At 46.4% G+C, this 26987-nt stretch carries 11 protein-coding genes; 10 read left to right on the forward strand and 1 reads right to left on the reverse strand.

All coding sequences use genetic code 11. The annotated features are described in order from the left end of the window. Positions 1–110: 110 nt before the first annotated feature. Positions 111–947 carry a substrate-binding periplasmic protein gene (locus ACXAC1_RS13205; protein WP_475061985.1) on the forward strand — a complete coding sequence of 279 codons (837 nt, stop codon included), beginning with the start codon at positions 111–113 and terminating at the stop codon, positions 945–947. 61 nt (positions 948–1008) lie between these two features. Here the strand turns inward: ACXAC1_RS13205 and glgA are convergent, their stop codons facing one another. Next, positions 1009–2442 (reverse strand): glycogen synthase GlgA, encoded by a 1434-nt coding sequence (gene glgA, locus ACXAC1_RS13210; protein WP_475061986.1) that lies wholly within the window; start codon positions 2440–2442, stop codon positions 1009–1011. 97 nt (positions 2443–2539) lie between these two features. Between glgA and glgC the strand changes: the two genes are divergently transcribed. From glgC to ACXAC1_RS13255, 9 genes are all read left to right on the forward strand, one after another. After that, a complete protein-coding gene (gene glgC / locus ACXAC1_RS13215) occupies positions 2540–3805 on the forward strand; it encodes a glucose-1-phosphate adenylyltransferase (RefSeq protein WP_475061988.1) in 1266 nt (421 codons plus the stop codon). 250 nt (positions 3806–4055) lie between these two features. Next, a complete protein-coding gene (locus ACXAC1_RS13220) occupies positions 4056–4637 on the forward strand; it encodes an OmpA family protein (RefSeq protein WP_475061990.1) in 582 nt (193 codons plus the stop codon). Positions 4638–4690: 53 nt separating this feature from the next. Continuing rightward, positions 4691–6271, forward strand: a complete 1581-nt coding sequence (locus ACXAC1_RS13225) for a TolC family protein (protein ID WP_475061992.1) — start codon at positions 4691–4693, stop codon at positions 6269–6271. A gap of 3 nt (positions 6272–6274) precedes the next feature. Continuing rightward, on the forward strand, positions 6275–7012 hold the full coding sequence (locus ACXAC1_RS13230) for an efflux RND transporter periplasmic adaptor subunit (RefSeq protein WP_475061994.1): 738 nt from the start codon (positions 6275–6277) through the stop codon (positions 7010–7012). After that, a complete protein-coding gene (locus ACXAC1_RS13235; protein ID WP_475061995.1) occupies positions 7009–7518 on the forward strand; it encodes an adenylyl-sulfate kinase in 510 nt (169 codons plus the stop codon). Before ACXAC1_RS13230 ends, ACXAC1_RS13235 begins: the two co-directional genes overlap by 4 nt. 32 nt (positions 7519–7550) lie before the next feature. Further along, positions 7551–8387, forward strand: coding sequence for a sulfotransferase family protein (locus ACXAC1_RS13240; protein WP_475061997.1), 837 nt, complete (start codon positions 7551–7553; stop codon positions 8385–8387). Between the two features lie 64 nt (positions 8388–8451). Beyond that, the gene (locus ACXAC1_RS13245) at positions 8452–23508 is read left to right on the forward strand and encodes a DUF4347 domain-containing protein (RefSeq protein ID WP_475061999.1); all 15057 of its coding nucleotides are present in this window, start codon (positions 8452–8454) and stop codon (positions 23506–23508) included. A gap of 3 nt (positions 23509–23511) precedes the next feature. Further along, positions 23512–24858: an efflux RND transporter periplasmic adaptor subunit gene (locus tag ACXAC1_RS13250; protein WP_475062001.1), complete on the forward strand. Its 1347-nt coding sequence runs from the start codon at positions 23512–23514 to the stop codon at positions 24856–24858. Continuing rightward, positions 24859–26973, forward strand: a complete 2115-nt coding sequence (locus ACXAC1_RS13255; RefSeq protein WP_475062002.1) for a site-2 protease family protein — start codon at positions 24859–24861, stop codon at positions 26971–26973. Positions 26974–26987 lie beyond the last annotated feature (14 nt).

Below are 26987 nucleotides of genomic sequence, written 5' to 3' on the forward strand. Positions count from 1 at the left end.
AGCCTGTAATTAACTGATATGCATAGCATTATGTGTAAATAGTTTTGCAAAATATGCATTTATTTGGTCTTATTTGTAAATAAATGGTTAGAAAGTGATGTGCTTAAAAAATGGCTCGGATAAAAATATCTAAAGGCACTGCTGTTCAGTCCTTGCTTACATCTTTCATTATTGTTGGTCTGTTTTTGGGCTCTATAGTGCCTGCCTACAGTCAGGATGGCCTTTGCGCTTCGCTTAAAGCAACAGGTAACCCAGAGTACCCTCCTTTTTTATGGCAAGTTGATCAAAGCACACAATTGCATGGCGCCGTTGCTAATTTAATGGCTGAAGTCAGCAAAAGAATCGAGATTCCTATAGAAACCATTTATGTCGGCCCATGGTCCCGCTCTCAACAAGAAGTTCGTAGCGGAAGGGTTGATTTAATGGCGGGCGCTTTTTATACCTCAGAAAGAGCCGATTACATGGAGTACTTTACACCTGCCATGATGTTTACCAAGAGTGTAGTTTGGCAATCTTCAGCCTCTCTTTTTGATTATCAAATGTGGAGTGATTTGGAAGGGCGCTGGGGGGTAACAGTAATTAATAATAGCTTTGGTCAAGAGTTTGATGAGTACGCCAAACGAAATTTGAATTTGCTTACTGTCGCCAGCTTAGAGCAAGCCCTTTCTATGCTGAATGCTGGTAGGGCGGATTATGTTTTATATGAAAAAAACCCCGCTACTGCGTATGTTCAAAAACTTGGCTTTGAAGGCCTTGTATTACCCATGGAACCTGCATTAAGTAGTGAGGGATTATTTTTAACCATTTCAAATATGTCACCTTGCAACACCCCAGAAATCAAAGCGAAAATCTCCGCAGCGCTTCGTGACATAGTGGATAAAGGAGTGCCTGAAAAAGTGCTAATGGATGCATTAACAGAATGGCGCGAAGGATCAAGCAAACTTTAAGTGATTTCGCTTATCTGAGTCATGTTTTAAGGCCGCTATGTGTATAGCGGCCTTTTTCATTTTAAGCGTTTAATAGTGACTGGTATAAGTTAATCCAAGTCGCCGTTGCTCGGTCCCAGCTATGATCTTGTGACATGGCTTGAACCTGTTTTATGCGCCATCCTTCAAGGTCATTGAAAGCTACCAATGAGCGTTCGATGGCGGATTTCAAATCTTCAGTGCTGGCATGCTGAAATACAAAACCATTTGCATGCTGTCCTTCCTCAAATACGGTATCAGCAAGTCCGCCGGTGCTGCGAACAATTGGCAGAGTGCCGTATTTTAAAGCGTACAGCTGGGTGAGTCCGCAGGGTTCAAATCGAGATGGAATCAACAGTATGTCGATACCTGCTTGGAGCCGATGAGAGTAGGCTTCATCGTAGCCAATTCTAATGCTGACTTGATCTGGGTATCGTTCCTGTAAAGCTAAATACTGTTGTTCTAGTGCTTTGTCACCAGAACCAAGCAAAATGAACATTGCACCCTTTTCTAGAGCAGACTCAATAGCGTCGGGAATGAGATCTAATCCTTTTTGCTCGGTTAGTCGGCTCACCACGCCAAATACCGGAGCCTTAGGGTTCTCAGGAAGGACATTTTCACGTTGCAGCGCTAGCTTGTTGTGCAGCTTTTGGTCAATGCTGTGAAGGTCATAGTGAGTAGGAATGTATGGATCAATGCTTGGAGACCACTCGTTGTAATCCACACCGTTTAACACGCCAGACAGTTTGTGGCGGATTGCTCTTAGTGTGCCATCTAAGCCATCGCCATAGGTAGGAGTTAGGATTTCATTGGCATACGTCGGGCTAACTGTTGTGATGGCGTCGGCATAAACTAGGCCTGCTTTCAGGGCTGAGTAGCGTCCATAAAACTCCATGCCATGTAGGCTCAATAAATCATGTGGCAGTCGAACACGATCAAACTGTTCAATCGGAAAGCTGCCGTTGTAGCGAAGGTTATGGACGGTGGTTACGACAGGAGGATGTTCTAGGCGCCAAGCAGCAAGGTACGCAGCCGCAAAGCCGGTTTGCCAATCGTTCAAGTGCAGAATGTCAGGTTGCCAGTCGATCAAGTGGCCATACTGAGTGATCATCGCGCACACCCAAGAGAATGCAGCAAAGCGGATGTCATTATCGGCAAAATCGTTTCCGTGCGAGTCGAGGTAGGGGCCTCCTTCACGCTCAAATAAGCTTTGGCATTGAACTAGGTAAATAGGCGTGTTGTTATCTGGTAGATAGGTTTCTAAAAGAATCAAATCACCAACCGAGAATGGGTTACCTAAATTACGGCGGGTTTGTACCGGTGGTAATTTTTCTAAAATGCCACTATAAGCTGGCATGATCAGCTTTACGTCGATGTTTTTGGCTCTCAAAGCAATGGGGAGTGCGCCTGCAACATCTGCAAGCCCGCCAGTTTTTATTAATGGGTGAATTTCAGATGAAGCAAATAGTACTTTCATAATTTAGCTTTCGTATTGATTTAGTAATATGACCAGAGTATACCTAATAAATGCCTAATGTAGTGTGAGGCTCGGATAAAAATAGTAAGGGTGATATATGGATTTGAATGCCGCGCGTATGAGTACTCTCTCGCTTATTTTAGCGGGAGGTCGGGGATCACGACTGAAACATCTCACTAACCACCGTTCGAAGCCAGCGGTTCCTATTGCTGGTAAGTATAAAATAATCGATTTTCCGCTTTCGAATTGCATCAACTCAGGGATGAGAAAAATTGCGGTCCTCACGCAATACCGATCACATACTTTGAATCAACATGTTCAGCGCGGCTGGAACTTTTTGCGCTCTGATTTCAATGAATTCATAGAGTTATGGCCTGCACAACAGCAAACAGGAGAAGACTGGTATCGTGGTACGGCTGATGCTGTCTATCAGAATTTTAAAATGATCGATGAGCTAAACAGCGAGTACATATTAATTTTAGCGGGTGACCATGTTTACCGTCAGGATTACAGTGTGATGCTCAAAGAACACATTGAAAATCAAGCAGATGTGACGGTGGCTTGCATTGAAGTACCGGTTAAAGAAGCGGACCAATTTGGCATAATGCATGTCGATGAAAATGATAATATCATTGCCTTCGAAGAAAAGCCTTCCAATCCACCGACCATGCCTGGCAATCCAAACGTCTCTCTTGCGAGCATGGGGATCTACATTTTTAGCACGAAGTTCTTGAGAGAAAATCTCATGAGTGATGCACAAGATTGTGATTCAAGTCATGACTTTGGTAAAGACCTTATTCCTATGTTTGTTGGGCGTTCAAAGATAAAAGCTCACCATTTTGCTAACAGTTGTATTCCTAATGATAGTTACCCTGATAAACCTTATTGGCGTGATGTGGGGACTTTGACTGCGTACTGGGAGTCCAATATGGACTTAACCAAACTGGTGCCGGAATTAGACTTATACGATGAGTCTTGGCCTATTCGTACGACGCATTATCAGCGCCCTGCGGCGAAATTTAACTACAACTATGAAGAGCGTATTGGCACGGCTTTAAATTCGGTTGTGTCGGCTGGTTGTATTGTCTCAGGTTCAACGGTTGAGCAATCTATTTTGTTCAACAATGTTCGAGTGAACTCGTACTCTCACGTTAATAAGTGCGTCATTTTGCCACGATGTGATATTGGCAGACATTGCCAGCTGACGAACGTTGTTGTGGACTCCGATACGAAAATTCCGCCTAACACTATTATCGGTGAAGATCCTGTTGCGGATGCAAAGCGTTTCTATCGAAATGATGATGGGATTGTTTTGGTTACCCAAGAAATGCTCGACAATCTGGAGCACACTACTAGCGCTTGATCCATTTTTTTATATCAGTCGTTTTCTAATAAAAGCTCTTTGATAGGGCTTTTATTGTTTTTGTACTTTGGAAAGTCTCTAACAAAAATGTTCTGTGATTTTGCTATTAGAGTTTTTTATGAGGCTTAGCCGATACTGATCATCTTTTTTTCTGCAAAGTTATTGCTTAATTGCTCTTATTTATCTAAATTAATCTTTTTTGTAAGGGAATAGTAAGTTTGTCTAATTATTCCAAAAGGTAAAATTAGATATGGAATTTCGATTTAAGGCAATTGTGGGTAAGACTGCTATATGCTTGGCAAGCATTGCAATCATAACGGGCTGCAGTACCTCCAAGAAAAACGATGTCGCTGCACTGGATTGTAATAAACAATACACAAGTTGTGCCGCGGCTTTGCCTGAATACTCAGGAAGCATCGCCACCGCTGAGACGCTTTCAAACTCAGAAGAGTCAGTTGATGAATTAGTCGACTCCTTTCCTCTCGTTAACCCAATCCTATTCGGATTTTCTGAGTTCTCCACTGCAGATATTAATTTATCTTCTATCGTAGATTATTTACTGGATCATTCGGATGTCCAAGTCGCCTTGCATGGATACACGGACCCTATTGGTTCAAATAGCTTTAACCTTAATTTATCTAAGCAACGAGCTAGTTTTGTAAAAGCGCGCCTCATGTCATACGGTGTGGATCCAAGTCGAATCACTGTGTACGCCCATGGTGAGGAAAACTTGAAGGTAGCAGAACCCCCGTCAAGCCAACAAATGTCATTGGCTTCCTTGAAAGAAATATACCAGCCAAATCGTCGTGTGACATTGGAGTTCACTCAATAGGTTTGGCTTCAATAACAGAATTATTTTAAAGCAGTTTTCATGAAGGAGATGTCATGGCTATTCGCCCAGTTCTAGGCAAAACACTCATCGCTGTATTGGTGGCTGCAACCGTAGCCGGATGTTCAGTTTCACCTAACCGCCTTACAGAGCAGGACGTTATGGCGAATGCTGAGGAAAATAATGACCTGCTTGCTAGAGATTATGCCCCGGTTACACACGCCATCGATTTAAACGAAGCATTTGCTCGTACTATTAAATATAACCGTGACGCACGACTAAAGGCCTTTGAAGCGGTGGTTTCACAAGGTCAATTGGCTGTTGATAAGTTTGATATGCTGCCTCAGCTAGCAGTTCAAGCAGGCTATGCTTATCGTAACAACTACGCTGCTTCAGCATCCGTAAGCTTTACTGATGACGAGCCGGATGAATTAGGTGCAAATCCGAGTTACTCTGTGTCCTCCGATAAACGCAACGTTAATGCGAACATTGGTGCCACCTGGGATGTGTTAGACTTCGGACTTTCTTACTACCGATCAAAGCAACAAGCAGACCGTTTCCTTATTGCCAAAGAGCGTGAGCGTAAGGTGGTTCATACCATCATGCAGCAAGCTCGAAATGCCTATTTTAGAGCGGTTTCAGCTGAGCGATTATTAACAAAAATCGAGCCACTGATCATCAAAGCCCGCACTGCACTAGCGGACTCAGCGCGAATCGAACAAATGCGTGCCCAGTCACCAATGGATGCACTGACTTACCAGCGCTCCCTGCTTGAAACTTTGCGCACTTTGCAAGATCTACGAAAGGACTTAATGCCAGCCAAGGCTGAGCTTGCCACCCTGATGGGCCTTAACCCTGCAGAGGAGTTTGAGTTAGCGGATGTGCACTCTCCTGATTTTCAAATCCCTGAGTTTAACTTAACGATCGAAGATATGGCGCGTACAGCTCTTGTTCGTCGCCCAGAAGTACTTGAAGCGCAATATAAAGAGCGTATTACTAAAGACGAAGTTGATTCAGCCTTCCTAACATTGTTTCCAAGTCTCAGCTTAAATACAGGTGTCTACTATAACGACTCAGATTATTTGAGAAATAACGACTGGGTCAGTGCTGGTATGGGGGTCAATTGGAACCTGATGAATGTGTTCCGCTATGGCAAGCTTGAGAAGTTGAACGACTTAAAAATGGCGGCATCAAAGCAACAAGCTCTTGCGACTTCTATGGCCGTTGTCTCTCAAGTACACATTGCCAATATTGAGTTCTCAGAGGCTCAACAAGGTTATGACTTAGCCTTGTCATACTTAGATGTAGCAAGCCGCATTCAAACTCAGATGGATGCTAGTCGCGCTTCACAAAGTGTTGGCGAGTTAACCGTCATCCGTGAGGAACTTAACACGCTATTGGCTGAGCTTCGCCGCGATGTTGCCTACGCAGATTTGCAAAATGGCTTTGGTAAAATTCTTGTTTCAATGGGACTTGACCCACTACCAAGTGGCTTTGGTGCCATGGATATTGATTCGTTATCCCAAGCTTTTGAAACCATGTTTGACCAGTGGGAGCAAGGCAATGTTGAGACAATTAGTGAAGAAGCCATGCAATCTGCTTATATGGCCAAACAAGCACAAGAGAGCGAAGGTTAAGCCATGTTGGGCATACACCGTCATGCTTTCGCTGTAACTGCTTTATGTGGTGCTTTATTGCCATCGGGAGTTTACTCCGCTGAAGATGTGAGCGCTCGTGGCATTTTGGTTGCTTCGCATAAAGCAATGCTTTCAACTGAGCTGGCAGGAAAAGTGATCAGCGTACCCAAAAAAATGGGAGAGAGTTTTCGCGCAGGTGAAACACTGCTGGCCTTAGACTGCCGTTTGTTTGAAGCGCAAACCGATAAAGTCGCAGCGGAAGTCCAAGTCGCGCAGATTCGATTGGATAATACCAAACAGCTCAACCAACTGCGTTCCATTGGTACCCTAGAAGTCGCCATCGCTGAAGCGGAATTAGCGAAAGTCCAAGCTGAACATCGTATCGCCAAGCTCAATGTAGAGCGCTGCAAAATCAAAGCTCCTTTTGCGGGCTTTGTAGAACAACTGGATATCCAGAATTACGAAGTGGTGCAGCAACAACAGCCGTTGCTCACCATTGTCGATAAGCGCCAACTGCAAGCGGACATCATCGTCCCAGCAGAATGGATGGCGTGGTTACAAACCGGCAAAGCGGTGACACTAAAAGTGGAAGAAACGGGGCAAACCTTACAAGGGACCTTGACCCATATTGGCCCTAGCATCGACCCCACCAGCCAAACCCTACAGCTCAAAGCCGCCGTAAAAAGCGTGCCAGATAAAGTGCTACCGGGGATGAGTGTGGTGGCAGGGTTTGGACGATGACAAAGCCATTTTGCCTTTGGTTTTATGGCTTATCGGGTGCGGGTAAAACCACGCTTGCCAATGGCGTTAGCAATATTCTCCACGAGCGCGGCATTGTCCATATCACACTAGATGGCGACGAGTTTCGCAAGGGAGTGTCCAGAGACTTGGGCTACAGCGAACAAGATCGACGAGAAAATATTCGCAGGGCAGCGCAAACCTGTCGCCTTTTACTACGACAGAATATCATTGTTTTAGCCTCTTTTATGACGCCTACTGCGCTGGATCAGCAGTTCGTAGAAAGTGTCTTAGGAGAGGATGTGATGATGATTTACGTGAACACGCCTCTTCAGGTGTGTCAACAACGAGACAGTAAACAAATTTACAGTACACCAACCGCTAACGTGAGTGGCTTAGATTTACCGTTTGACGCTAACAGAGCGCATTTTTCGGTGAATGGTACCGATGCCGTGGATACATTGGTGCAACAGATCCTGCACAGCGTCCCTCAGTTACATGGGCAATAGCGATTGGCAACGAATATCTATGGACAAACATTATGACTAAACAGTATCACTTTATATCCGGCTTACCCCGTTCAGGCTCGACCTTACTTGCAGCAATTTTGCGTCAAAACCCCCGTTTTCACGCATCCATGACCAGTGGTTTGGGCTCCCTAGTAAACGGTACGATGCAAATGATGAGTCCCGGTAGTGAAATCGCCCTGACGTTAGAAGATGGTCAACGTGAAGCTGTGCTGGGTGGCTTGTTCGACTCCTTTTATGCCGGTAATGAGAAGGAAGTGATTTTCGACACCAACCGTGGCTGGACGACTAAAATGCCGCTGCTCAATGCGCTACATCCCCAAGCCAAGGTTATTGCTTGCGTGCGGGAACTGCCGTGGGTAGTGGATAGCTTAGAGCGCAAGTCTCGAGATAACCCTTATCACTTTACTCGTTTATTCGGCCAAGGTACCGGTTCCGTTTATAGTCGCGCCGAAGCCATGATGCAGCATGAAGGCATTATTGGTCGTGCTTATACCGGACTGAAAGAAGCCTTTTACGGCGAGCAAGCACAAAATCTATTGATTGTGGAATACGAGCTACTGGCAAAAGCCCCGGAGAAAATCTTGCCATTGATTTATGAATTTATCGGCGAACCCTACTTTGAGCACGATTTCAACAATGTGGAGTTTGATGCGCCGGAATTTGATGAAGCGCTTGGCGCAAGTGGACTTCATAAAGTCCGTCCGAAAGTGGCGATTGAAAGCCGTCGCACCATTTTACCACCGGACTTGTTTAAGCGTTTCCAGGGAATGGACTTCTGGCGGGATTTAGGCGCCAGTCAGGCCAACGTGATCGCGGCAAAGCGGGCCACGGATCAAAGTGACGCCTGAGCCAACTGAGTTAAACAGACAGCACCATTGCAAAGCATAAAGACAGCCAAGTAGAGGCATCATCATGAGTAAAAGAAACCATAAACCATCTGTAAAAAAAATCGCGCGTAAGTCACTTATTACCGCATTGGAACAGAGATTACTGCTTGATGGTGCCGCTGTCGCCACAGCAACGGCTACTTTGACGGACAATGACTTCCGCGAGTTAACGAAAACCCAAATCGCCGAAGCCGTAGCCCCAACTACTACCACCAAAGATACCAGTCGTGACCGCCATGAAGTCGCTGTGGTCGATACCGGCATCGCTGACTACCAAACACTAGTCGATGCAGCTACCGATGCGGGTATGGAAGTGGTGCTACTGAGTGGCAGTCAAGGGGATGGCTTGGATGAACTGGCCAACCTGTTAAAAGATATGCAGCCCATTGACGCCTTGCATATCCTCTCCCACGGCTCAGAAGGGGAAGTGTACCTAGGTACCGACACGCTTAACTCCGATACTCTCGATAGCTTCAGCCAGGCCCTTGAGCTGATAAAAGGTAGCCTAACCACCGAAGGGGATATCCTGCTGTACGGCTGTAATGTTGCGCAAGGGGATAATGGCTATCAATTTATTGAAGACTTGGCGATAGTGACTCAAGCCGATATTGCCGCCTCCGATGATTTAACGGGGAACGCAGAATTTGGCGGGGATTGGGATCTTGAAAAAAGTTATGGTTCAATCGATTTTAACTTCTTGGGAATTGCTTCTGATTTTTCACCATTTGACGGTACGTTAGGTACATTAACGTTTACTGGGGCTGATCAAACTTTTTCGACTGGTGATACCTATAGGGGCTATACCCTTACCATTGCCGCAGATGCCGAAGCTTATATAAAAGATAATGCTTTTGTAATAAAAAATAACAATACTGCTAATAATGGCAGAACAAATGTTATTTTTACGAGCTCAACAAGTTTTACATGGACTGGTTGGACAACAAAGGTCGTTGATAATGGTATCGCACAGCCATTGTTGTCATGGAATAACGGAAGTTCGTTGGCCTTTGGCGATGATCCAACAACTTTTTCTTATACAAATCTTTATAATGCTATATATGGTCCTAATTCTAGTTCGGGTGTAGGTCCGACTACGTCCGTAACAATCAATTTTGGTAATAATTTTGGTACGTCAGGCGTAAGTAAATTATACATTCAATCATTTAACTTACCATCAGGAGTTAATCCTGAGCCTGCTGCGCCATCAAATGCTGCGCCCACCTCAAATGCCAATACTGGTTCTAGCCTAAATGAAGGCGCAACCGATACGATTACAGCTTCCGAGTTGGATTTTAATGATGATTCGGATGCAGATACAGCTATTACCTATACCGTTACCTCTGCCTTATCGAATGGTCAATTAGAAAATACCGATAATTCAGGTTCTGCCATTACCAGCTTCACTCAGCAAGATATTAATGACGGCAAAATCGTCTATATACACAACGGCGGCGAAACCACCAGTGATTCTTTTGGGTTTAAAGTCGCTGATAGTGAAGGCGCAGAAACCACTGGGCAAACTTTTAATTTCACCGTTACGGCTCAAAATGACGCACCTACAGTCGCCACCAATACTGGCCTCACCGTCAATGAAGGCGCAGCTGGCACCATTGCAAACACTCTACTTAACACCACCGACCCAGATGATTCCGGTACTGGGCTAACGTACACCATCACTTCGGGCACCTCCAATGGTTCGGTGTGGATCGACGCGGATAATAGCGGCACGATCAACAACGCCGAATCTGCGTTGGCTATTAATGGCATATTCACCCAAGATGACATCAATAATAACCGAGTTAAATATCTACATGATGGCTCAGAAACCACCAGTGACAGCTTTGGGTTCAGTGTTCAGGATGGCTTAGAAAATAGTGTTTCGGCGATTACTGGCCAATCATTTGCGATTACCGTCACACCGCAAAATGATGCACCAACTGCCACCGGCATACCAACCGATATTACCGTGACCGAAGACACCGCTTCCAATGTGGATTTGTCTGCCATCACTTTTGCTGATGCCGAGAATAGTAACCTCACAGTCACCTTAACCGCTTCTGCTGGAACACTGGCCGCTACCTCTGGCGGTGGTGTAACAATCGGTGGTTCTGGTACGGCAGCGCTAACCCTTGCTGGTAGCGCCGCCAACATCAATACCTATCTGGATACAGCTTCAAATATCAAATATACCGGTGCAACTAATGCCAATGGAGATAACGCTGCAACCTTAACCATTAATGCTAACGATGGCACGGTTAACCCAACATTAGGTACGGTGAATATTGATATCACCGGAGTGAATGACAAACCAACTATCTCGGGGTTAGGGGATATCGGCCAGGTCGAAGGCTATCCCATTTACGTAGCCAACAGCTTTTCTTTTGCAGATGTTGATGCTCCAGCGAATTACAACGGCTTTATTTTTGAGGTCGTTGTTGCTAGTAGGCAAGCAGGAGACTATTTGTCTGTATTTGGTACATATGGACAGCATGATGTCGCATATAAAGGTGATGAAGGTATTGTTTACCGTTGGAATGGTTCGGCTTATGAGGCAATCGCTACTACCAATTGGGATGAAGCGAATGCCAAAATGGAGCTAGTATTCCACAATGGCGTGGTAACCAATCCAGGTAATTATTCTGATGGAACTCAAGTTACGTTTTATGCAGACACGGCGACCAAAGTTCAAGACGTGATTCGTCAAGCGGTCGTTTGGACAGGTTCCGACAATCCAACTACAGACAATAGTACTTTGAATACTCGGAATATCACGTTCCGTTTAAGTGATGGCACAGATTGGTCTGATACCACCACCCAAAGCTATACCATTTACCCAGCCAATGATTCGCCAACTTTAACGGTGACTGGTTCTAATGCAACCTTTACGGAAAACGGTACGGCAGTCAGTCTATTTTCTGGTACTGCGATCGATGTAATTGAAAGCGCAGACGCGGTGAAAGGGTTAACCTTTACAGTGACCAATGTTGTCAATGGTGCAGATGAAACTGTGGGAGTCGATGGCTCTAGTATTGCACTAACAGATGGTTCGACTGGAACGACCACGACTAATGGCATGAGTTACTCTGTCTCGGTTTCAGGAACAACGGCAACGGTAACCTTAACCAAAGCGGCAGGTATCACCCCGGCTAATGCTCAAACACTGCTAGATGGCATGACTTATACCAATAGCAATGACGACCCAACCCAGTCCGGGGCAACGACGCGCGTATTTAGCTTGACCCAAATTCAAGATACTGGCGGTTTAAGTACTTACAGTTCAACAAACTATGGTGTCGATACCACTAATTTAACTGGTCAAACATCAACGGTTACCATTACCGCTACCAATGACAGTCCAACAGCAATCGCGTTGAGTGATAGTACTGTCTTGCATAAAGACGGTGTGAATGGGGTAGTGGGTACCCTAAGTACTACCGATGCTGACTCTGCTGATAGTCATACCTATTCTTTGGTGGCAGGTACTGGCGATACCGATAATGCTTCCTTCAATATCAATGGTAATGAGCTACGTGCCAATGATCCAACACAGCTGGCTAACGGCACGTATTCTGTACGTGTGCAAACCAGTGATGGTAATGGTGGTACCTTTGCCGAGACTTTCTCCATCACCGTGGATGCGGCACCAACCCTAGCTAGCTCCATTCCTGCTGATGGGGCGACCAATATCGCCCCAAGCAGTGATCTGTCCTTGACCTTTAGTGAAGCCATTAGCAAAGGCACGGGCAATATCACCTTGATTAATACTACTACCGGTAACACGGTGGAAACCTTTGATATCGCCTCGTCTGACAAGGTGAGTATTTCTGGTTCGACGCTGACCATTAATCCGACAGCAGATTTGGCTGAAGCCACTGGCTATGCTATTCAAGTAGAGAATACGGCGATTTTAGATAGCGTCGGCAACGCCTTTGCCGGTATTAGTGATAACACGACTCTGAACTTTACCACCGGCGTAACCGACTCCGCTGCACCGACCTTCTTGTCGATTCAGCGAGTTGACGACAATGTGATCACCGGCACAACGACCAGCTTTACCTTGACCTTTAATGAAGCGGTCAATGCAGTGGCGGGTGACTTTGAGCTGAATACCAGCGGCACAGTAGCGGGCACGATCGGCACCATTACTGGCTCTGGCACGAATAACTTGACGGTTAATGTCACCGGTATTTCGGGTGTTGGCACCCTAGGGCTTAACTTGAAGTCCGATCATGCTGTCACCGATTTGGCGGGTAACGCCCTTGCGACCGCAGAGCCAGCGGATGATGAAGTGTACTCTGTCGATACAGTAGCACCAACACTGATTTCTATGAACCGCCTAGATAGCGCCACTACTAACGCGGACTCCGTGCAGTTTATGGCGGTATTTAGCGAGACCGTAACTGGCCTATTAACCGATGACTTTGAATTAACTGGCACTGCCGCGACGGGGGCAAGTATCGCCAGCGTGACAGGTACCGGCAATGGCTATGTGATTACCGTGAATGGTGTCGCTGGTGATGGCACATTGGGTGTGCAACTGAAATCCGCTGCGACGGTAACCGATAGTGCCGGTACAGCGTTAACGGCAACGACTGCGAGCGCCGTCGCTGAGCAATACACCATCGACAACACAGCACCGACTGCCACGGCCATTATTCGTACCAATGCGGCGCTTAGTACCGCCGATACCGTGACCTTTGATGTTACCTTTGGCGAAGCCGTTGCAAATGTCAGCGTTGAAGACTTTGCAATCTCTGGCGATGTGACCGGAACCATTACCGGCGTGACCGGCTCTGGCTCGTCTTACACAGTCACCGTCGGCAGCATTACCGGCGATGGCGCACTGGGTCTCAACTTCAAGTCTGGACAAAATATCGCCGATACGGCGGGCAATAGCTTTGCTGGCACTGAGCCAAGCGTGGATGAAAGCTACACCATCGACAATACCTTGCCGACGGTTGCCAGCATTAGCCGTGGTATGGTTAACCAAGTGAAAGCGGGTACTGCCACTGACGTGGTCTTTACCGTGGTCTTTAGTGAAACCGTATCCGGCGTGGCGACAACTGACTTTGAAGTCACCGGCAATGCCACCAACACCGGCGTAAGTAGCGTTTCCAGCGCCGATGGTAAAGTCTTCAAAGTCACTGTAGGTGGTGTGAATGGCACCATCGGTCAAACCGTTGGTTTGAATTTCACTGGCTCTGCAACCGATGCAGTTAGCCAAGCATCGACAGCACAATTTACCTCTGGTGATAGCTATACCATCGCCGGCACCTTGCTAAACGAAGGGGCTCTGACCCAAGCACAACTTGATGCCATTATAGACTTGAACCGTGAAGGCACCTTGCTAGAACAATCCGTTGCCGATGCCACACAGGTGATCATTGTGGATTCCCGTATACCGGGCTTAGTGGAACACGCACAAACTGCCAACCCAGAGGCGGATATCTGGTTGCTAGATGGTTCCCGTTCGGCGGTGGAGCAAATCAGCGAAATCCTTGCTAACTATAACGATTTAGATGCGTTGCATATCCTTTCCCACGGTGGTGTAGGGGAAATCTACCTTGGCGCGGAAACCGTTTCTGCCGATGCCCTTAACCAAAATAGCGCCACCTTTGCGGCGTGGAGCAATGCCCTTAGCGACAACGGCGACATCCTGCTTTACGGCTGTAACGTCGCCCAAGGTGACACCGGCATCGCCTTTATCAACCAACTTGCCCAAGTTACCGGTGCGGATATCGCCGCATCGGATGACCTGACCGGCTCGGCTGAGCTTGGTGGGGATTGGGTGTTGGAAGTTACGAGTGGGACAATTGAGAGTGTCGTATCACTCGATTCATTCAAAGGCACTTTGGCGGAAGATCAAGTAACTACTCGATACCTCTATGTACATCCTGGACAAGATAGTTATCACTTCACTTGGGGTGAGGACCGGGCTTATAACGGTACGTCTTGGGAATACGGTCAGATAACAGAGATCGCTTTATGGGATGCTAGTACGGCAAATGGATATCTACAATATTCATCAGATAATGGAGCTAACTGGTCTACTTATAATATTGCCTCGAGTTCTGTGAATTACATATCGGTAACTGGAAAAATATGGAAGTGGGTGTCAACGACTACGAATGACCCTAGTCAAAGTATCAAATTTGGATACAAAGTCGCCTCAGTATCATCGAATAATGTTGGTACTACCTTCTTTATGAAAATCGATAATTATCCGACAAGTTTGGGGTTCGATAATACGAGTGGTGTTCTTGCCTCAGATACACCAAATGGAGGCTACGTTGGGAGTGCTTCTATTACCGATACTGGCATTCGCGCAAACTATGAATTAACTAGTCAATCTCACTCTGGTCTCTTCGCATTGGATGCATCTTCGGGTGTTATCACTATTACTGACACTTCTCTCATACCAGCAGAAGGTGAAACAGTTTCCATTACTGTCTCTTATGCAGATGTATATCAGAGGAACAGCGATGGTAGCGTTATTACAGGACAGGGACTTGAGGAGACATTTAGTTTTGTCGTCAAAGGGGCGTCAGATGATCTAGGATTTGAAGACGAGGTAAATGTCAACAGCATTGTATCGGACGTTGTTAATCAGGACTATTCTGATGTGACTCAGTTATCCAATGGAAATGTAGTTGTCGTTTGGAATGATAATAGCAATGGAGGTATCTATGGACAAATCTACGACTCTGTTGGGAGTAAGCAGGGTAGTAGTTTTACTATAGATAACGATATTACCTTGAAGCCTGAAGTTAGCGCTCTTTCTGATGGTAAGTTTGTTGTTTCATACGTTGATACGTCCAACAACATATTCGCTGTTGTTGTTGATGAAAATGGTAGTGTAGGATCAGAAATTTCGGTCGCAAGTGGTGAGTATGACAATTACTCTCCTTTAGACATTCGTTCAAGTAGCGATGGCAGTAAATTTACTATTACTTGGAATCTCAATGATTATGAGACGCTAAAAAAAGCGGTATTTTCTTCTGATGGAAGTCAGGTCGGTGCAACGAGTACTTTTTCCTCAAAAGGTTACTCTCCAGTTTCTACAATACTGACCTCAGGTCAGGAAGTCGTAGCAGTTGGTGATGCTAGTACGTGGGAAGGTATTAATATTATTATTGATGGCGCGCCGGTACAAAGCACGTTTGATACCCCTATTGGAGACACAGCTACTTTCCATTCTATTGCTTCGTTGAGTAACGGTGGTTTTGTGTTGGCTTGGGCAGATTCAAATCAAGAGAGAATATACACTCAAGAGTTCAACGCCGATGGAACAAGTAGTGGTACTGCTACTGTCACGAATACAACGGTAAGTGGTCAGTATAGTGTTGACACTCCTAAAATATCTGTTTTATCAGATGGAAGTTATATTGTTACTTGGTCTCAGGGAAATATTGATGGAAGTGGAACATCCGTCCAAGCAATGCGTTTTGATACAAATGGTGATCGTATAGATTCAGAGCAGTTCCAGATAAACCAGTATCGGTATGGGAATCAAAGTAATGAAGCTATAACTGAACTAGAGAGCGGCGGGTTTGTTACGACATGGACAGATTCATCGTCCGAAAAAGCTTCTGGGGCAGATATTGAATTACGATTTTTAAATGTGGCAAGTAACGCAGCCCCGACGATTTCCGGCGCACCAACTTTTATCACTACAACAGAAGATACGGCATCTAATATTGATCTTTCAGCCGTGACTTTTGCCGATGGTGACAATGACGCTTTAACGGTCACCTTGTCGGTGAATAATGGAACTTTCTCTACACCTGCTGATGGTTCTAGCGTTGGCGCGGGAGTAACTGAGACACTGGTCAATGCAACGACTATCACTTTAGTAGGTAGCGCAGCGGATATTAATACCTATTTAGATACGGCTTCGAATATTCAATATACCGGTGCGACGAATGCTGCCGGTACCAATGCTGCCACATTAACCATTAGTGCTAGCGATGGCACGGCGAATCTAGCATCTACCCCAACGGTGAATATTAATATTACCAATGTGAATGATGCACCTACGGTAGCCAATGCTCCATCAACCATTACGGTTACGGAGGACACGGCCTCTAACATAGACCTTTCTAGTGTGGTATTTGCGGATGTAGATAATGACAATCTGACAGTGACCCTGTCTATCGACGATGGTAGCTTCTCATCGCCGGTTGATGGCAGCGGTTTTGGAAGTGGCGTCACCGAAACCTTGGTCGATAGCAAAACCATTACGTTGTCTGGTTCTGCTACAGCTATCAATACTTACTTAGACACCGCCTCAAACATTCAATATACCGGCGCGAATAATATCAGCGGTAATGGTGCTGCAACCCTAACTATTAGTGCTAGCGACGCGAATTCAGCCTCCTTGGCTTCTAACCCAACGGTTAGTATCAATATTACCAGCGTAAATGATGCGCCAACCATTACTGGCGCATCAGCCAGTCAAGCCGTCAATGACTCTGCCACTGCGACGCCATTTAGTAATGTGGTTTTGGACGATGTGGATAGTACTAATGTATCGGTGACGGTGGCATTGGATACGGCGGCGAAAGGGGCCTTTACTGCAGCTTCATTGACGGGGTCTGGTTTTACTGATGCGGGCAGTGGTTCTTATATATTAGCTTCTACTGATATAGCGTCTGCTCAAGCGGCGTTACGTCAGTTGGCATATAACCCAGCGGATAATCGTGTTGCTCCCGGCTCAACCGAGACCACGACCTTTACCATTACGGTAAACGATGGCACCGCCAATGGTACGGATAACACCACCACGGTGGTAAGTACCTCAGTCAACGATACACCGACGGATATTAGTCTATCGGATGCGGCATTTAGCCATTCCGAAGGCTCTACTAATGTGGTGGTTGGTAGCTTCTCGGCTACCGATGCGGATACGGGGGAGAGCTTTACGTACTCCCTAGTTGCGGGCACTGGTGATACGGATAACGGTAAGTTTAATATTGATGGCGCCAACCTGCGTGTGACGGACCGTGCGAATGTGCCTGCTGGCAATTACAGCATCCGTGTACAGGTGAACGATGGCGATGCCACCTATGAGAAAGCCTTCACTATTACGGTAACCGATGGTCAGGCTCCAACGATTTCTACCGTGGTGCCAGCGGATGGCAGTACTGGAGTATCGGTGGCAGATTCCATCGAGATCACCTTTGATGAAAATGTCACTTTAGGTAGTACGGGTACTATTACCTTGTATGATATTACGGGGAATGGCGCGAATTCGGTTACCATTGATGTGACCAATCACGCCAGTCAGCTTTCCGTTTCGGGCAATAAGCTAACCATTAATCCATCCGCGAATTTAATCGCTACCAATCAGTATGCGGTGCAGTTAACCGCAGGGGCGTTGAAAGATAGCGCTGATAACGGCATTGCGGCGGTGAACGATAACACGACTTACAACTTCACCACCGGCACCGTGGATACCACTGCACCGACGGTTGCTATTGTGGATGTGGCGGATCCTACTCAGCCGAATGCGGGTACTGTCACCATCAACTTTAGTGAGCAAGTCACTGGTGTAGATATCAGTGATTTCACGTTGACGCTAGGTGGTGTCAACGCGGATATAAGTGGTTTAACGGTTGCAGGTAGCGGTAGTGCTTATACGTTGGACCTATCCACGGTGACTGCGACGGCGGGCACTTATGTGTTGACGTTGAATACCTCTAACATCACAGATACTTCTGGCAACGCACTGACAGCCGGGGATAGCGAAACCTTTATTATCGATACCACAGCACCAACGGGTGTGGCGATTGTTCGTGCTGGCGCGGATAGAATTAATGGCAGTGCAGCGACCTTTACCGCTGTATTTAGCGAAGCGATAACCGGTGTGGATGCGGCTGACTTTGCCCTAACCGGCACCGCAACGGGCGGTTCGATTGGTAGCGTCACCAAGGTGTCGGATTCGGTTTACACCGTCTCGGTGACTGGGTTGAGCGCAGATGGCACCGTGGGCGTGGATCTGAACAGCACAGGCACGGGGATTACGGATATCGCTGGCAATGCCATTAGTAGTGGTATAACTGGGCAGCAAGTTACCCGGGATACAGCTGGGCCAAGTGTGACTGCGATCAACCGCGATGGTGCGGAAGTAATCACAGCAGATACCGCTACCTTTACGGTTAGCTTTGATGAAGCAGTGAAAGGTGTTGACCTCAGTGATTTCAGTGTGTCTGGTGGAACCGGCACCGTGGCATCGGTTATCGGTTCAGGTACCACTTACCAAGTGACAGTGAATAGTATTTCTGGGGACGGCAATTTGCGTCTCGATCTAAATGCGTCCGGTACGGGAATTACTGATGCCGCGGGTAATGCCAACGGCACAGGATTTACTTCGGGTGACAGCTTAATTATTGACAATACCGCCCCTGTTGTTACCGCTTCTCAGAGCTTTAATCTGGATGAAGGTATGGCGACCGGTACGGTTATCGGTCAGGTCAAAGCCACCGACGCCAATGGCGTGAGCGGGTTCAGTATTCAATCCGGTAACGAGTCGGGTTACTTTGCTATCGATAACAACGGAGTATTAAGTTTAACTAGCGCTGGCGCAGATGCGCTCGATTATGAAACGGTGACCGCTTACACCCTGAATATCGTAGCGACCGATGTAGTCGGGCAGGCATCTAGTGATGTGGCTGTCACTATCGCGGTACAGGATATTAATGATAATGATCCTGAAATTAGCTCATCAGCTACGGCATCGTTGGCTGAAAATACAGACAGTACAGAAGTTGTATACGATGCTAACGCTGTTGATGCTGATATCTCGGCATCATATAACACCATCATATATTCACTTAAAGCCACCGGGGATCATGACGCATTCACTATTGATGCTAATTCCGGTCAAGTGGAACTGAAAGCCTCAGCAGATTACGAAGTCAAGTCCTCTTACAGCTTTACCGTGATCGCATCCGATGGCATGCGCAGTGACGAGCAGGCTGTAACCTTGTCCATCACTGACGTGAACGACAACACGCCAAGCTTTACTTCTGGTGAAACGGGTAGTGTGGCCGAAAATGCGGAAATCAGCACGGTGATCTACGCGGCGACCGCAACCGATGCGGATGGCACTGCTGCCAACAACACCATTAGCTACAGCCTAACAGGTACAGACGCTAATCTGCTGAATATTGATAGCAGCACAGGGGAAGTAACTCTAAAAACCAGCTCCGACTACGAAACCAAATCTAGCTACAGCTTTAATGTGGTGGCGTCTGATGGCAAAGCGGGTACCAGTGATGCTTCTCAATCCGTCACGGTGAGCGTAGTCGATGTGAACGAAACACCAGTGGCGAATAACGACACGGGCTCGGCTACAGAGGCGGGTGGCGTAAGCAACGGCACTGCCGGTAGCAATGCTACGGGAAATGTACTGACCAACGATACTGACGTGGATGCAACGGATACCAAAACGGTATCCGTAGTGAAATTTGGTAGTACTGCTGGTACGGTTGGACAAGCGTTGACTGGTAGCTACGGCTCCCTAACATTAAATTCCGATGGTTCTTACACCTACGTCATCGATAATAGCAATACCACAGTCCAGGGCTTGCAGGCAGGCTCTTCCATAACTGACACCTTTACTTACACCCTGTCTGATAAAGGCGCTTTAACGGATACCGCATCTTTGGTGATCACTATTAATGGTGTCAATGACAATCCAACACAATCTTCCAATGATCCATCTGGTATGACTGAATCCGCCGATGCTTCTGCTCAGGATCTAAGCTCTTCTGGTAGCGTTTCCTTTGAAGATGTTGATGCTGCGGATGTGGTTGACGTGACTTTCGTCAGCGATAACAACATCGCTTGGTCTGCTGGTACGATTGACAGCACGTTAGCGTCACAACTAGTGGCAGGCTTTGATGTTACTGGTACTAATGAAACTGCGCCGGGAGCGGTAAACTGGTCGTACTCTGCGAACGATGCCAACCTAGATTTCTTGGGGGCGGGTGAAACGATCACCTTTAGCTACACGGTTACTGTGACCGATAGTCAAAATGCCACAGCCACCGATACAGTTACTTTCACCATTACCGGCACTAATGATGCTCCAGACGTCACGGCGACAGCAGCAACCTCTATTACCGAAGTGGGTGATTCCTCGGCTCAGGTTTTGTCGGACACAGGTACGGTGAGCTTTACCGATATTGATGATACGGATGTGATCAATGTCACCTTTGCTAGCGATAACAACATCACTTGGTCAGCTGGCACAATCGATAGCACATTAGCCTCTCAATTAGTAGCAGGCTTTAATGTTGGTGGTACTGGTGAAGCTGCACCAGGTTCAGTTAATTGGTCGTACTCGGTGAACGATGTCAACCTAGACTTCTTGGGGGCGGGTGAAACGATCACCTTTAGCTACACGGTTACCGTGACTGATAGTCAAAATGCCACAGCTACCGATACGGTGAGCTTTACTATTACTGGCAGCAACGACACGCCAGTGATTACGGTTGTCGATGTGGATGCTGCTATTACCGAAGGCTCCGTGCTTTCTGATACCGGCAGCATTAGCTTCGCGGATCTGGATCTTACCGATCGCCCAACCGCTGCGGAAGCGACCAAGTCTGTAACGGCTAAAGCGCAAGACGGCACGACGGATCTAACGTTAACGGCTACTCAGAAAGCAGCGATTGAAGCGGCATTCAGCATTGAGAACGTCAACACTAATACCAATGACGGAACGGTGAACTGGAGCTACAACATCGCGGAAGCTGATCTCAACTTCTTGGGTAAAGATGAGGTGGTTACCGCCGTCTTCACTATTACGGTGACCGATGATGAAGGTGAGACAGATACTCAAGATGTCACCGTGACCATCACCGGCAGCAATGATACGCCAGTGATTACGGTTGTCGATGTGGATGCTGCTATTACCGAAGGCTCCGTGCTTTCTGATACCGGCAGCATTAGCTTCGCGGATCTGGATCTTACCGATCGCCCAACCGCTGCGGAAGCGACCAAGTCTGTAACGGCTAAAGCGCAAGACGGCACGACGGATCTAACGTTAACGGCTACTCAGAAAGCAGCGATTGAAGCGGCATTCAGCATTGAGAACGTCAACACTAATACCAATGACGGAACGGTGAACTGGAGCTACAACATCGCGGAAGCTGATCTCAACTTCCTTGGTAAAGATGAGGTGGTTACCGCCGTCTTCACTATTACGGTGACCGATGATGAAGGTGAGACAGATACTCAAGATGTCACCGTGACCATCACCGGCAGCAATGATACGCCAGTGATTACGGTTGTCGATGTGGATGCTGCTATTACCGAAGGCTCCGTGCTTTCTGATACCGGCAGCATTAGCTTCGCGGATCTGGATCTTACCGATCGCCCAACCGCTGCGGAAGCGACCAAGTCTGTAACGGCTAAAGCGCAAGACGGCACGACGGATCTAACGTTAACGGCTACTCAGAAAGCAGCGATTGAAGCGGCATTCAGCATTGAGAACGTCAACACTAATACCAATGACGGAACGGTGAACTGGAGCTACAACATCGCGGAAGCTGATCTCAACTTCCTTGGTAAAGATGAGGTGGTTACCGCCGTCTTCACTATTACGGTGACCGATGATGAAGGTGAAACAGATACTCAAGATGTCACCGTGACCATCACCGGCAGCAATGATACGCCAGTGATTACGGTTGTCGATGTGGATGCTGCTATTACCGAAGGCTCCGTGCTTTCTGATACCGGCAGCATTAGCTTCGCGGATCTGGATCTTACCGATCGCCCAACCGCTGCGGAAGCGACGAAGTCGATAAGCTATTTAGCCGCTGATGGAATCACTGGTTTAGTACTAACGCCAGTTCAACAAACGATATTTGAAAATGCTTTTAGTATCACGAATGTTGTTGGTAATACTAATACTGGTGCCGTTAATTGGACGTATGAGTTGGCGGAGTCAGACATCGATTTCTTGCGTCAAGGAGAGACAGTAACCGCTGTATTTACAATTACTGTTACGGATGATGAATCGACTAGTACAAGTCAGGATGTGACTGTTGTTGTAACGGGTAGCAATGATACGCCAACGGTTGAAAATAGCATTCCTAATGCTGAGGGGACATTGAGCTTACGCTTTGACCCGATTACGTTACCTGCGAATTTATTTGCCGATTTAGATCATGGTCAAACTGATAGTTTGAATTGGACGGTTGCCAATTTACCTCGTGGTTTAAGCTTCGATGCTTCAACTCGTCAGATTTCAGGGGTTCCAACTGCTGGGGTGGGAACGAGCGTTATTACGGTGACGGCAACAGAAGCTGATGGTGGTGCAGTGAGTACTGCTTTTAATATTGTATTGGAACCAGCTCCAGTAAGTACCTCAGTTCCTGCCGTCACTCAAACCGCTTCAACGAGTGCTCCTTCGACTGGTTTTGAGGCACCTGACCCTGATATTAATATAGGGCAATTGCCTGCAGGAACGGTCGTAGACCAACAATCAGCTAACAGTGGTTTTGTGAGTGAGAACGCTGAAGTTACCGAGCCTGTCGTAACACCTTTTCAAGCTGTAACTGCGCCTGTTGCAGCTCAACCAGCTCAGTCCACAAATACAGCTGATGCGTCGCTAAATCGTATCTCAGTGAATGTAAACCAAACTGGCGAAGTTGTTTTCAGTAATGATTCTACACTTAGTTCATCTTCTTTATCGATTGCGACGTTAACGACACAGGCCGAAGTGATCAATATTTCTATTTCGGATGATCTTGGCGCACTGAATTACTCTGCCACACTTGCAGACGGTAGCGTTTTGCCAGAATGGGTTACGGTCAATGCTGCGACCGGAGAGATTTCGATCAATCCACCTGCGGGTGAAACACGAGTAAATATAAGAATCAGTGCTCACGACGTAAATGGTGATACTCGCGTTCTTGAGCTTGATCTTGACTTAACCGAGCTGAATTCTAGCTCTGCTGAACAAAATGACACCTCGACCCAAGCCTATTTAAATCTTGATGAGCAGCTAGAGCTAGAAGCTCAGCAGTTAGATGATTATGGTAGCGAATTAATGAAGTTGCTGGTGTCATAAAGTATGTCGGATCAGGCGATTGCTCAGCTTTTACAGCTTGAGCAGCAAGTTAGAAAAAGTGAAACAAAGACCGAGCTGGCGTATGTCATGGTGAACATGACTCGCTCGCTCGTTGCCTACGAACAAGGAGTATTGTTATTAGGAGGAGAGCACGAAAAGCTTAAGACCTATGCGATAAGTGATATTACCTTGGTTGATAGAGCCACCCCTTTTTGTGCTTGGTTTGAGCAAGTTGCTCAATATAACACTGCAAAGAGCCACTCAAATGATGCGTATGTAATCGATAGCCAATCGCTACCGGAAGAGCTTAGAGCAGATTTCTCTGACTTTTCTCCGCCTAACATGCTCTGGCTTCCTGTTGGGATTCCATCAAAGAATAACGAACGCTTGGGAGTCATGTGTTTATCCAAATCAACCGCTTGGACAGAGCGAGAGTTGGGCTTGTTGAAACACTTAGCGTCAAGTTATGGCCACGCATTGCAGCTATTTAGACAAAGCTCTGGTATGAGACGTTTGTGGGATAAGCTTGCGAACCGACGAATAGGTATAGGGTTAATAATCATTATCGCTGCGGCAGGTTTTATACCAATAAACCTCACCGTATTGGCACCAGGAGAAATCATTGCAAAAGATCCTGTGCTTGTAACGGCACCTATCGTTGGTTCTGTTAAAGAGGTGCTTGTTAAACCTGGTGATGCGATAGTTGAGGGTGATCAATTGGTCCAAATGGAGACGATTGAGTATCAAGGACAGCTAAATGTCGCTCAAAGAGAGTTGGATCGAGTTCAAGCGGAACTTCGTACCACAGAGCAAGCTGGTTATGTGGATCGACGAAGAAAGTCTGAGTTGTTGGAACTTGAGTCATCGGTCGAGTTGAAAAAAATAGAACGTGACTTCTATGAAGAAAAGCTGAATAGAACACGTATTATGGCGAGTGCAGAGGGTATTGCTGTATTTGATGGCCCTGACCAATGGCAAGGGCGTCCGGTCGTTGTGGGTGAGAGAATACTTTCTATAGCGGACCCAAATAAAATTCATTTAGAAGTCATGTTGCCAGTTAAGGATGCAATCTCCCTCACGCGTGGCGATAAGGTAACTTTCTTCATGGATACTGATCCGTTGAACCCAATGGATTTTAATGTCTTGTATTCCACTTATGAGCCGACATTAACGCCTGATCAGATTGTTGCATATCGATTGATAGCTGAGCCAAGTTTTGATGAAGGCGCTGTACAGGTTCCGAGAATTGGGCTACGTGGTACAGTGAAAATGTATGGTGCTAAAGTATCGTTGGCTTATTACTTATTACGACGACCTATCACTTTTATACGTCAGCACTTGGGGCTATAAATGATATCCTCTGATGGACCTACGCCTTTGCCTACTCTTAGGCAAAACCTTAAGTTGTTGCCTGCCTCTCCAGATGAAGACGGTGAGCCTAGGTGGCAGTTATTTGATGCGCTTTCAAATAAGTTTTATTTCTTGTCTCGCACAGCGTTGTATCTATTTCGAGAGTGGCGCAATGCTGTAGATGATGAATCCTTGTTGGCTTGTGTTGCCAAGCGAGGCATTGATGTCAGTAGAGAAGAGCTGGAATATTTTATTCGTTTCTTAAAGCAGAATAATCTACTTGAGGCGTCTGATGTACACACCGTGTCAGACTTTGAAACGCAGGCTAAGGCACGAAAAAAGCATTTATTGCTGTGGCTGTTACATAATTACTTATTTATTAAGGTGCCGCTTGTTCGTCCTGATCTGTTGTTAACTAAACTTTATCAGCGATTCCATTCACTTTTAAACTTTCCTATTTATTGGTTAGCTATGTGCTTTGGTTGCCTGGGGCTTCTTATGGCTCTTCGTCAATGGGAAACCTTTACTCATACTCTACAAACGTTTTTAAGTTTGTCTTCTATGGTCTATTACATCGGGGCGTTAATCTTGGTTAAGGCTGCGCATGAGTTAGGTCATGCTTTTGTGGCAAAGCGTTACAACTGTCGAGTGAGCTCAATGGGTGTAGCTTTCCTATTAATGACGCCGATTCTTTATACTGATACGACGGATGCGTGGCGACTGCGCTCTAAATTTCAGCGACTGGATATTGTCACAGCAGGGGTACGAGTAGAAATATACATTGCCTGCTTCGCAACCTTTCTCTGGTCGGTAGCTCCATCAGGAAGTTTTCGGGATGTACTATTTTTTATAGCGACCACTAGCTGGGTATCTTCACTGCTTATTAATATTAGCCCCTTTATGCGTTTTGATGGGTACTATGCCTTGTCGGATTTTTTAGGTATGGAAAACCTTCAACCTAGAGCTTTTTTAGTCGGTAAATGGTTTTTAAGAGAGCGTATTTTTGGCTTAGGTTTACCACCGCCAGAGCCTCTTAATCGTCAAAAGTGTATTTTGATGGTGACGTATGCTTGGTGTACGTGGGTTTATCGCCTACTTCTATTTTTAGGTATCGCGCTACTAGTGTATTTTTTCACGTTTAAACTGCTCGGTATCTTGCTGTTTGCGGTTGAAATAGTCTGGTTTGTACTGCTTCCCATCATTAAGGAGCTAGGTGTGTGGGTGAATTTAAAAAGTAAAATGAGCTGGAATAAACGAAGCGTAGTGAGTGCTTTGCTTATTATTTTTGCTGTAGGGCTTGTTGTTGTTCCTTGGCAAAAACATTTAACTGTGCCAGCAGTGGTTGATTTTGAGCAAAAACGAGACTTTTACCCGAATTTAGAAGGGCGTATTGCGGTTTGGAATGTTGCTCCTAACAAGTCCGTAAAAGCTGGAGATGTATTAGGCATTTTGGAATCTTCTGAGTTAGAGCAGAACATTGTAATGTCTGAGTCTCGAATTCGGAGCTTATCCTTAAAATGGCAGCGCAGTCGATCTGATGCACTGCTGCGCAGTGAAAGCATGGCGCTGCAGGCACAATTGTCACGCGAACAATCGCGCTTAGCTAGCCTTTTGGAGCAGAGAGAGCAGCTTGTTCTAAGAAGTCCTATTAATGGTGTGATTGGCAATTGGGATGAATTTCAGAAGGGGGATTACGTTGCTTCTAACGTTGCCGTGATAAAGGTGTTTAATCCAGAAAGCGCTGTCCTCAAAGCATATGTATCCGGAGAGGAATTAGGAAAACTAAAAGTCGGCGCTAAAGGGCGTTATATTGCTCAACAGGGAGAAGTTTTTGATAACTTAGTTACGCTTGAAGCGATTCGTCCTACAGCTGTTGATCAATTGAATTTTCGTAGTTTATCTTCAACTTATGGTGGGCCTATTGCGGCAACAACCCACAAAGAACAAGAGGTGCCAGATGATGCAACCTATGAGCTTTTATTGCGCTTTGACTTGCCGCAGTATGCTCCACAGCAGTTATTAGGTACGGTTCGTTTAGCCTCGGAATCAAGCAGTATGTTTATGGGGGCAATGCGCCATCTGTATGGCATCTTGATAAGAGAATCGGGGTTTTAAGAGGCGGTAATTTC

Source organism: Marinomonas sp. AWM4_232, from assembly GCF_056158325.1.

Bases quoted from the DNA above. Each gene is read 5' to 3' on its own strand.
- ACXAC1_RS13205 (WP_475061985.1), top strand. From the start codon at position 111: ATGGCTCGGATAAAAATATCTAAAGGCACTGCTGTTCAGTCCTTGCTT.
- glgA (WP_475061986.1), bottom strand. From the start codon at position 2,442: ATGAAAGTACTATTTGCTTCATCTGAAATTCACCCATTAATAAAAACT.
- glgC (WP_475061988.1), top strand. From the start codon at position 2,540: ATGGATTTGAATGCCGCGCGTATGAGTACTCTCTCGCTTATTTTAGCG.
- ACXAC1_RS13220 (WP_475061990.1), top strand. From the start codon at position 4,056: ATGGAATTTCGATTTAAGGCAATTGTGGGTAAGACTGCTATATGCTTG.
- ACXAC1_RS13225 (WP_475061992.1), top strand. From the start codon at position 4,691: ATGGCTATTCGCCCAGTTCTAGGCAAAACACTCATCGCTGTATTGGTG.
- ACXAC1_RS13230 (WP_475061994.1), top strand. From the start codon at position 6,275: ATGTTGGGCATACACCGTCATGCTTTCGCTGTAACTGCTTTATGTGGT.
- ACXAC1_RS13235 (WP_475061995.1), top strand. From the start codon at position 7,009: ATGACAAAGCCATTTTGCCTTTGGTTTTATGGCTTATCGGGTGCGGGT.
- ACXAC1_RS13240 (WP_475061997.1), top strand. From the start codon at position 7,551: ATGACTAAACAGTATCACTTTATATCCGGCTTACCCCGTTCAGGCTCG.
- ACXAC1_RS13245 (WP_475061999.1), top strand. From the start codon at position 8,452: ATGAGTAAAAGAAACCATAAACCATCTGTAAAAAAAATCGCGCGTAAG.
- ACXAC1_RS13250 (WP_475062001.1), top strand. From the start codon at position 23,512: ATGTCGGATCAGGCGATTGCTCAGCTTTTACAGCTTGAGCAGCAAGTT.
- ACXAC1_RS13255 (WP_475062002.1), top strand. From the start codon at position 24,859: ATGATATCCTCTGATGGACCTACGCCTTTGCCTACTCTTAGGCAAAAC.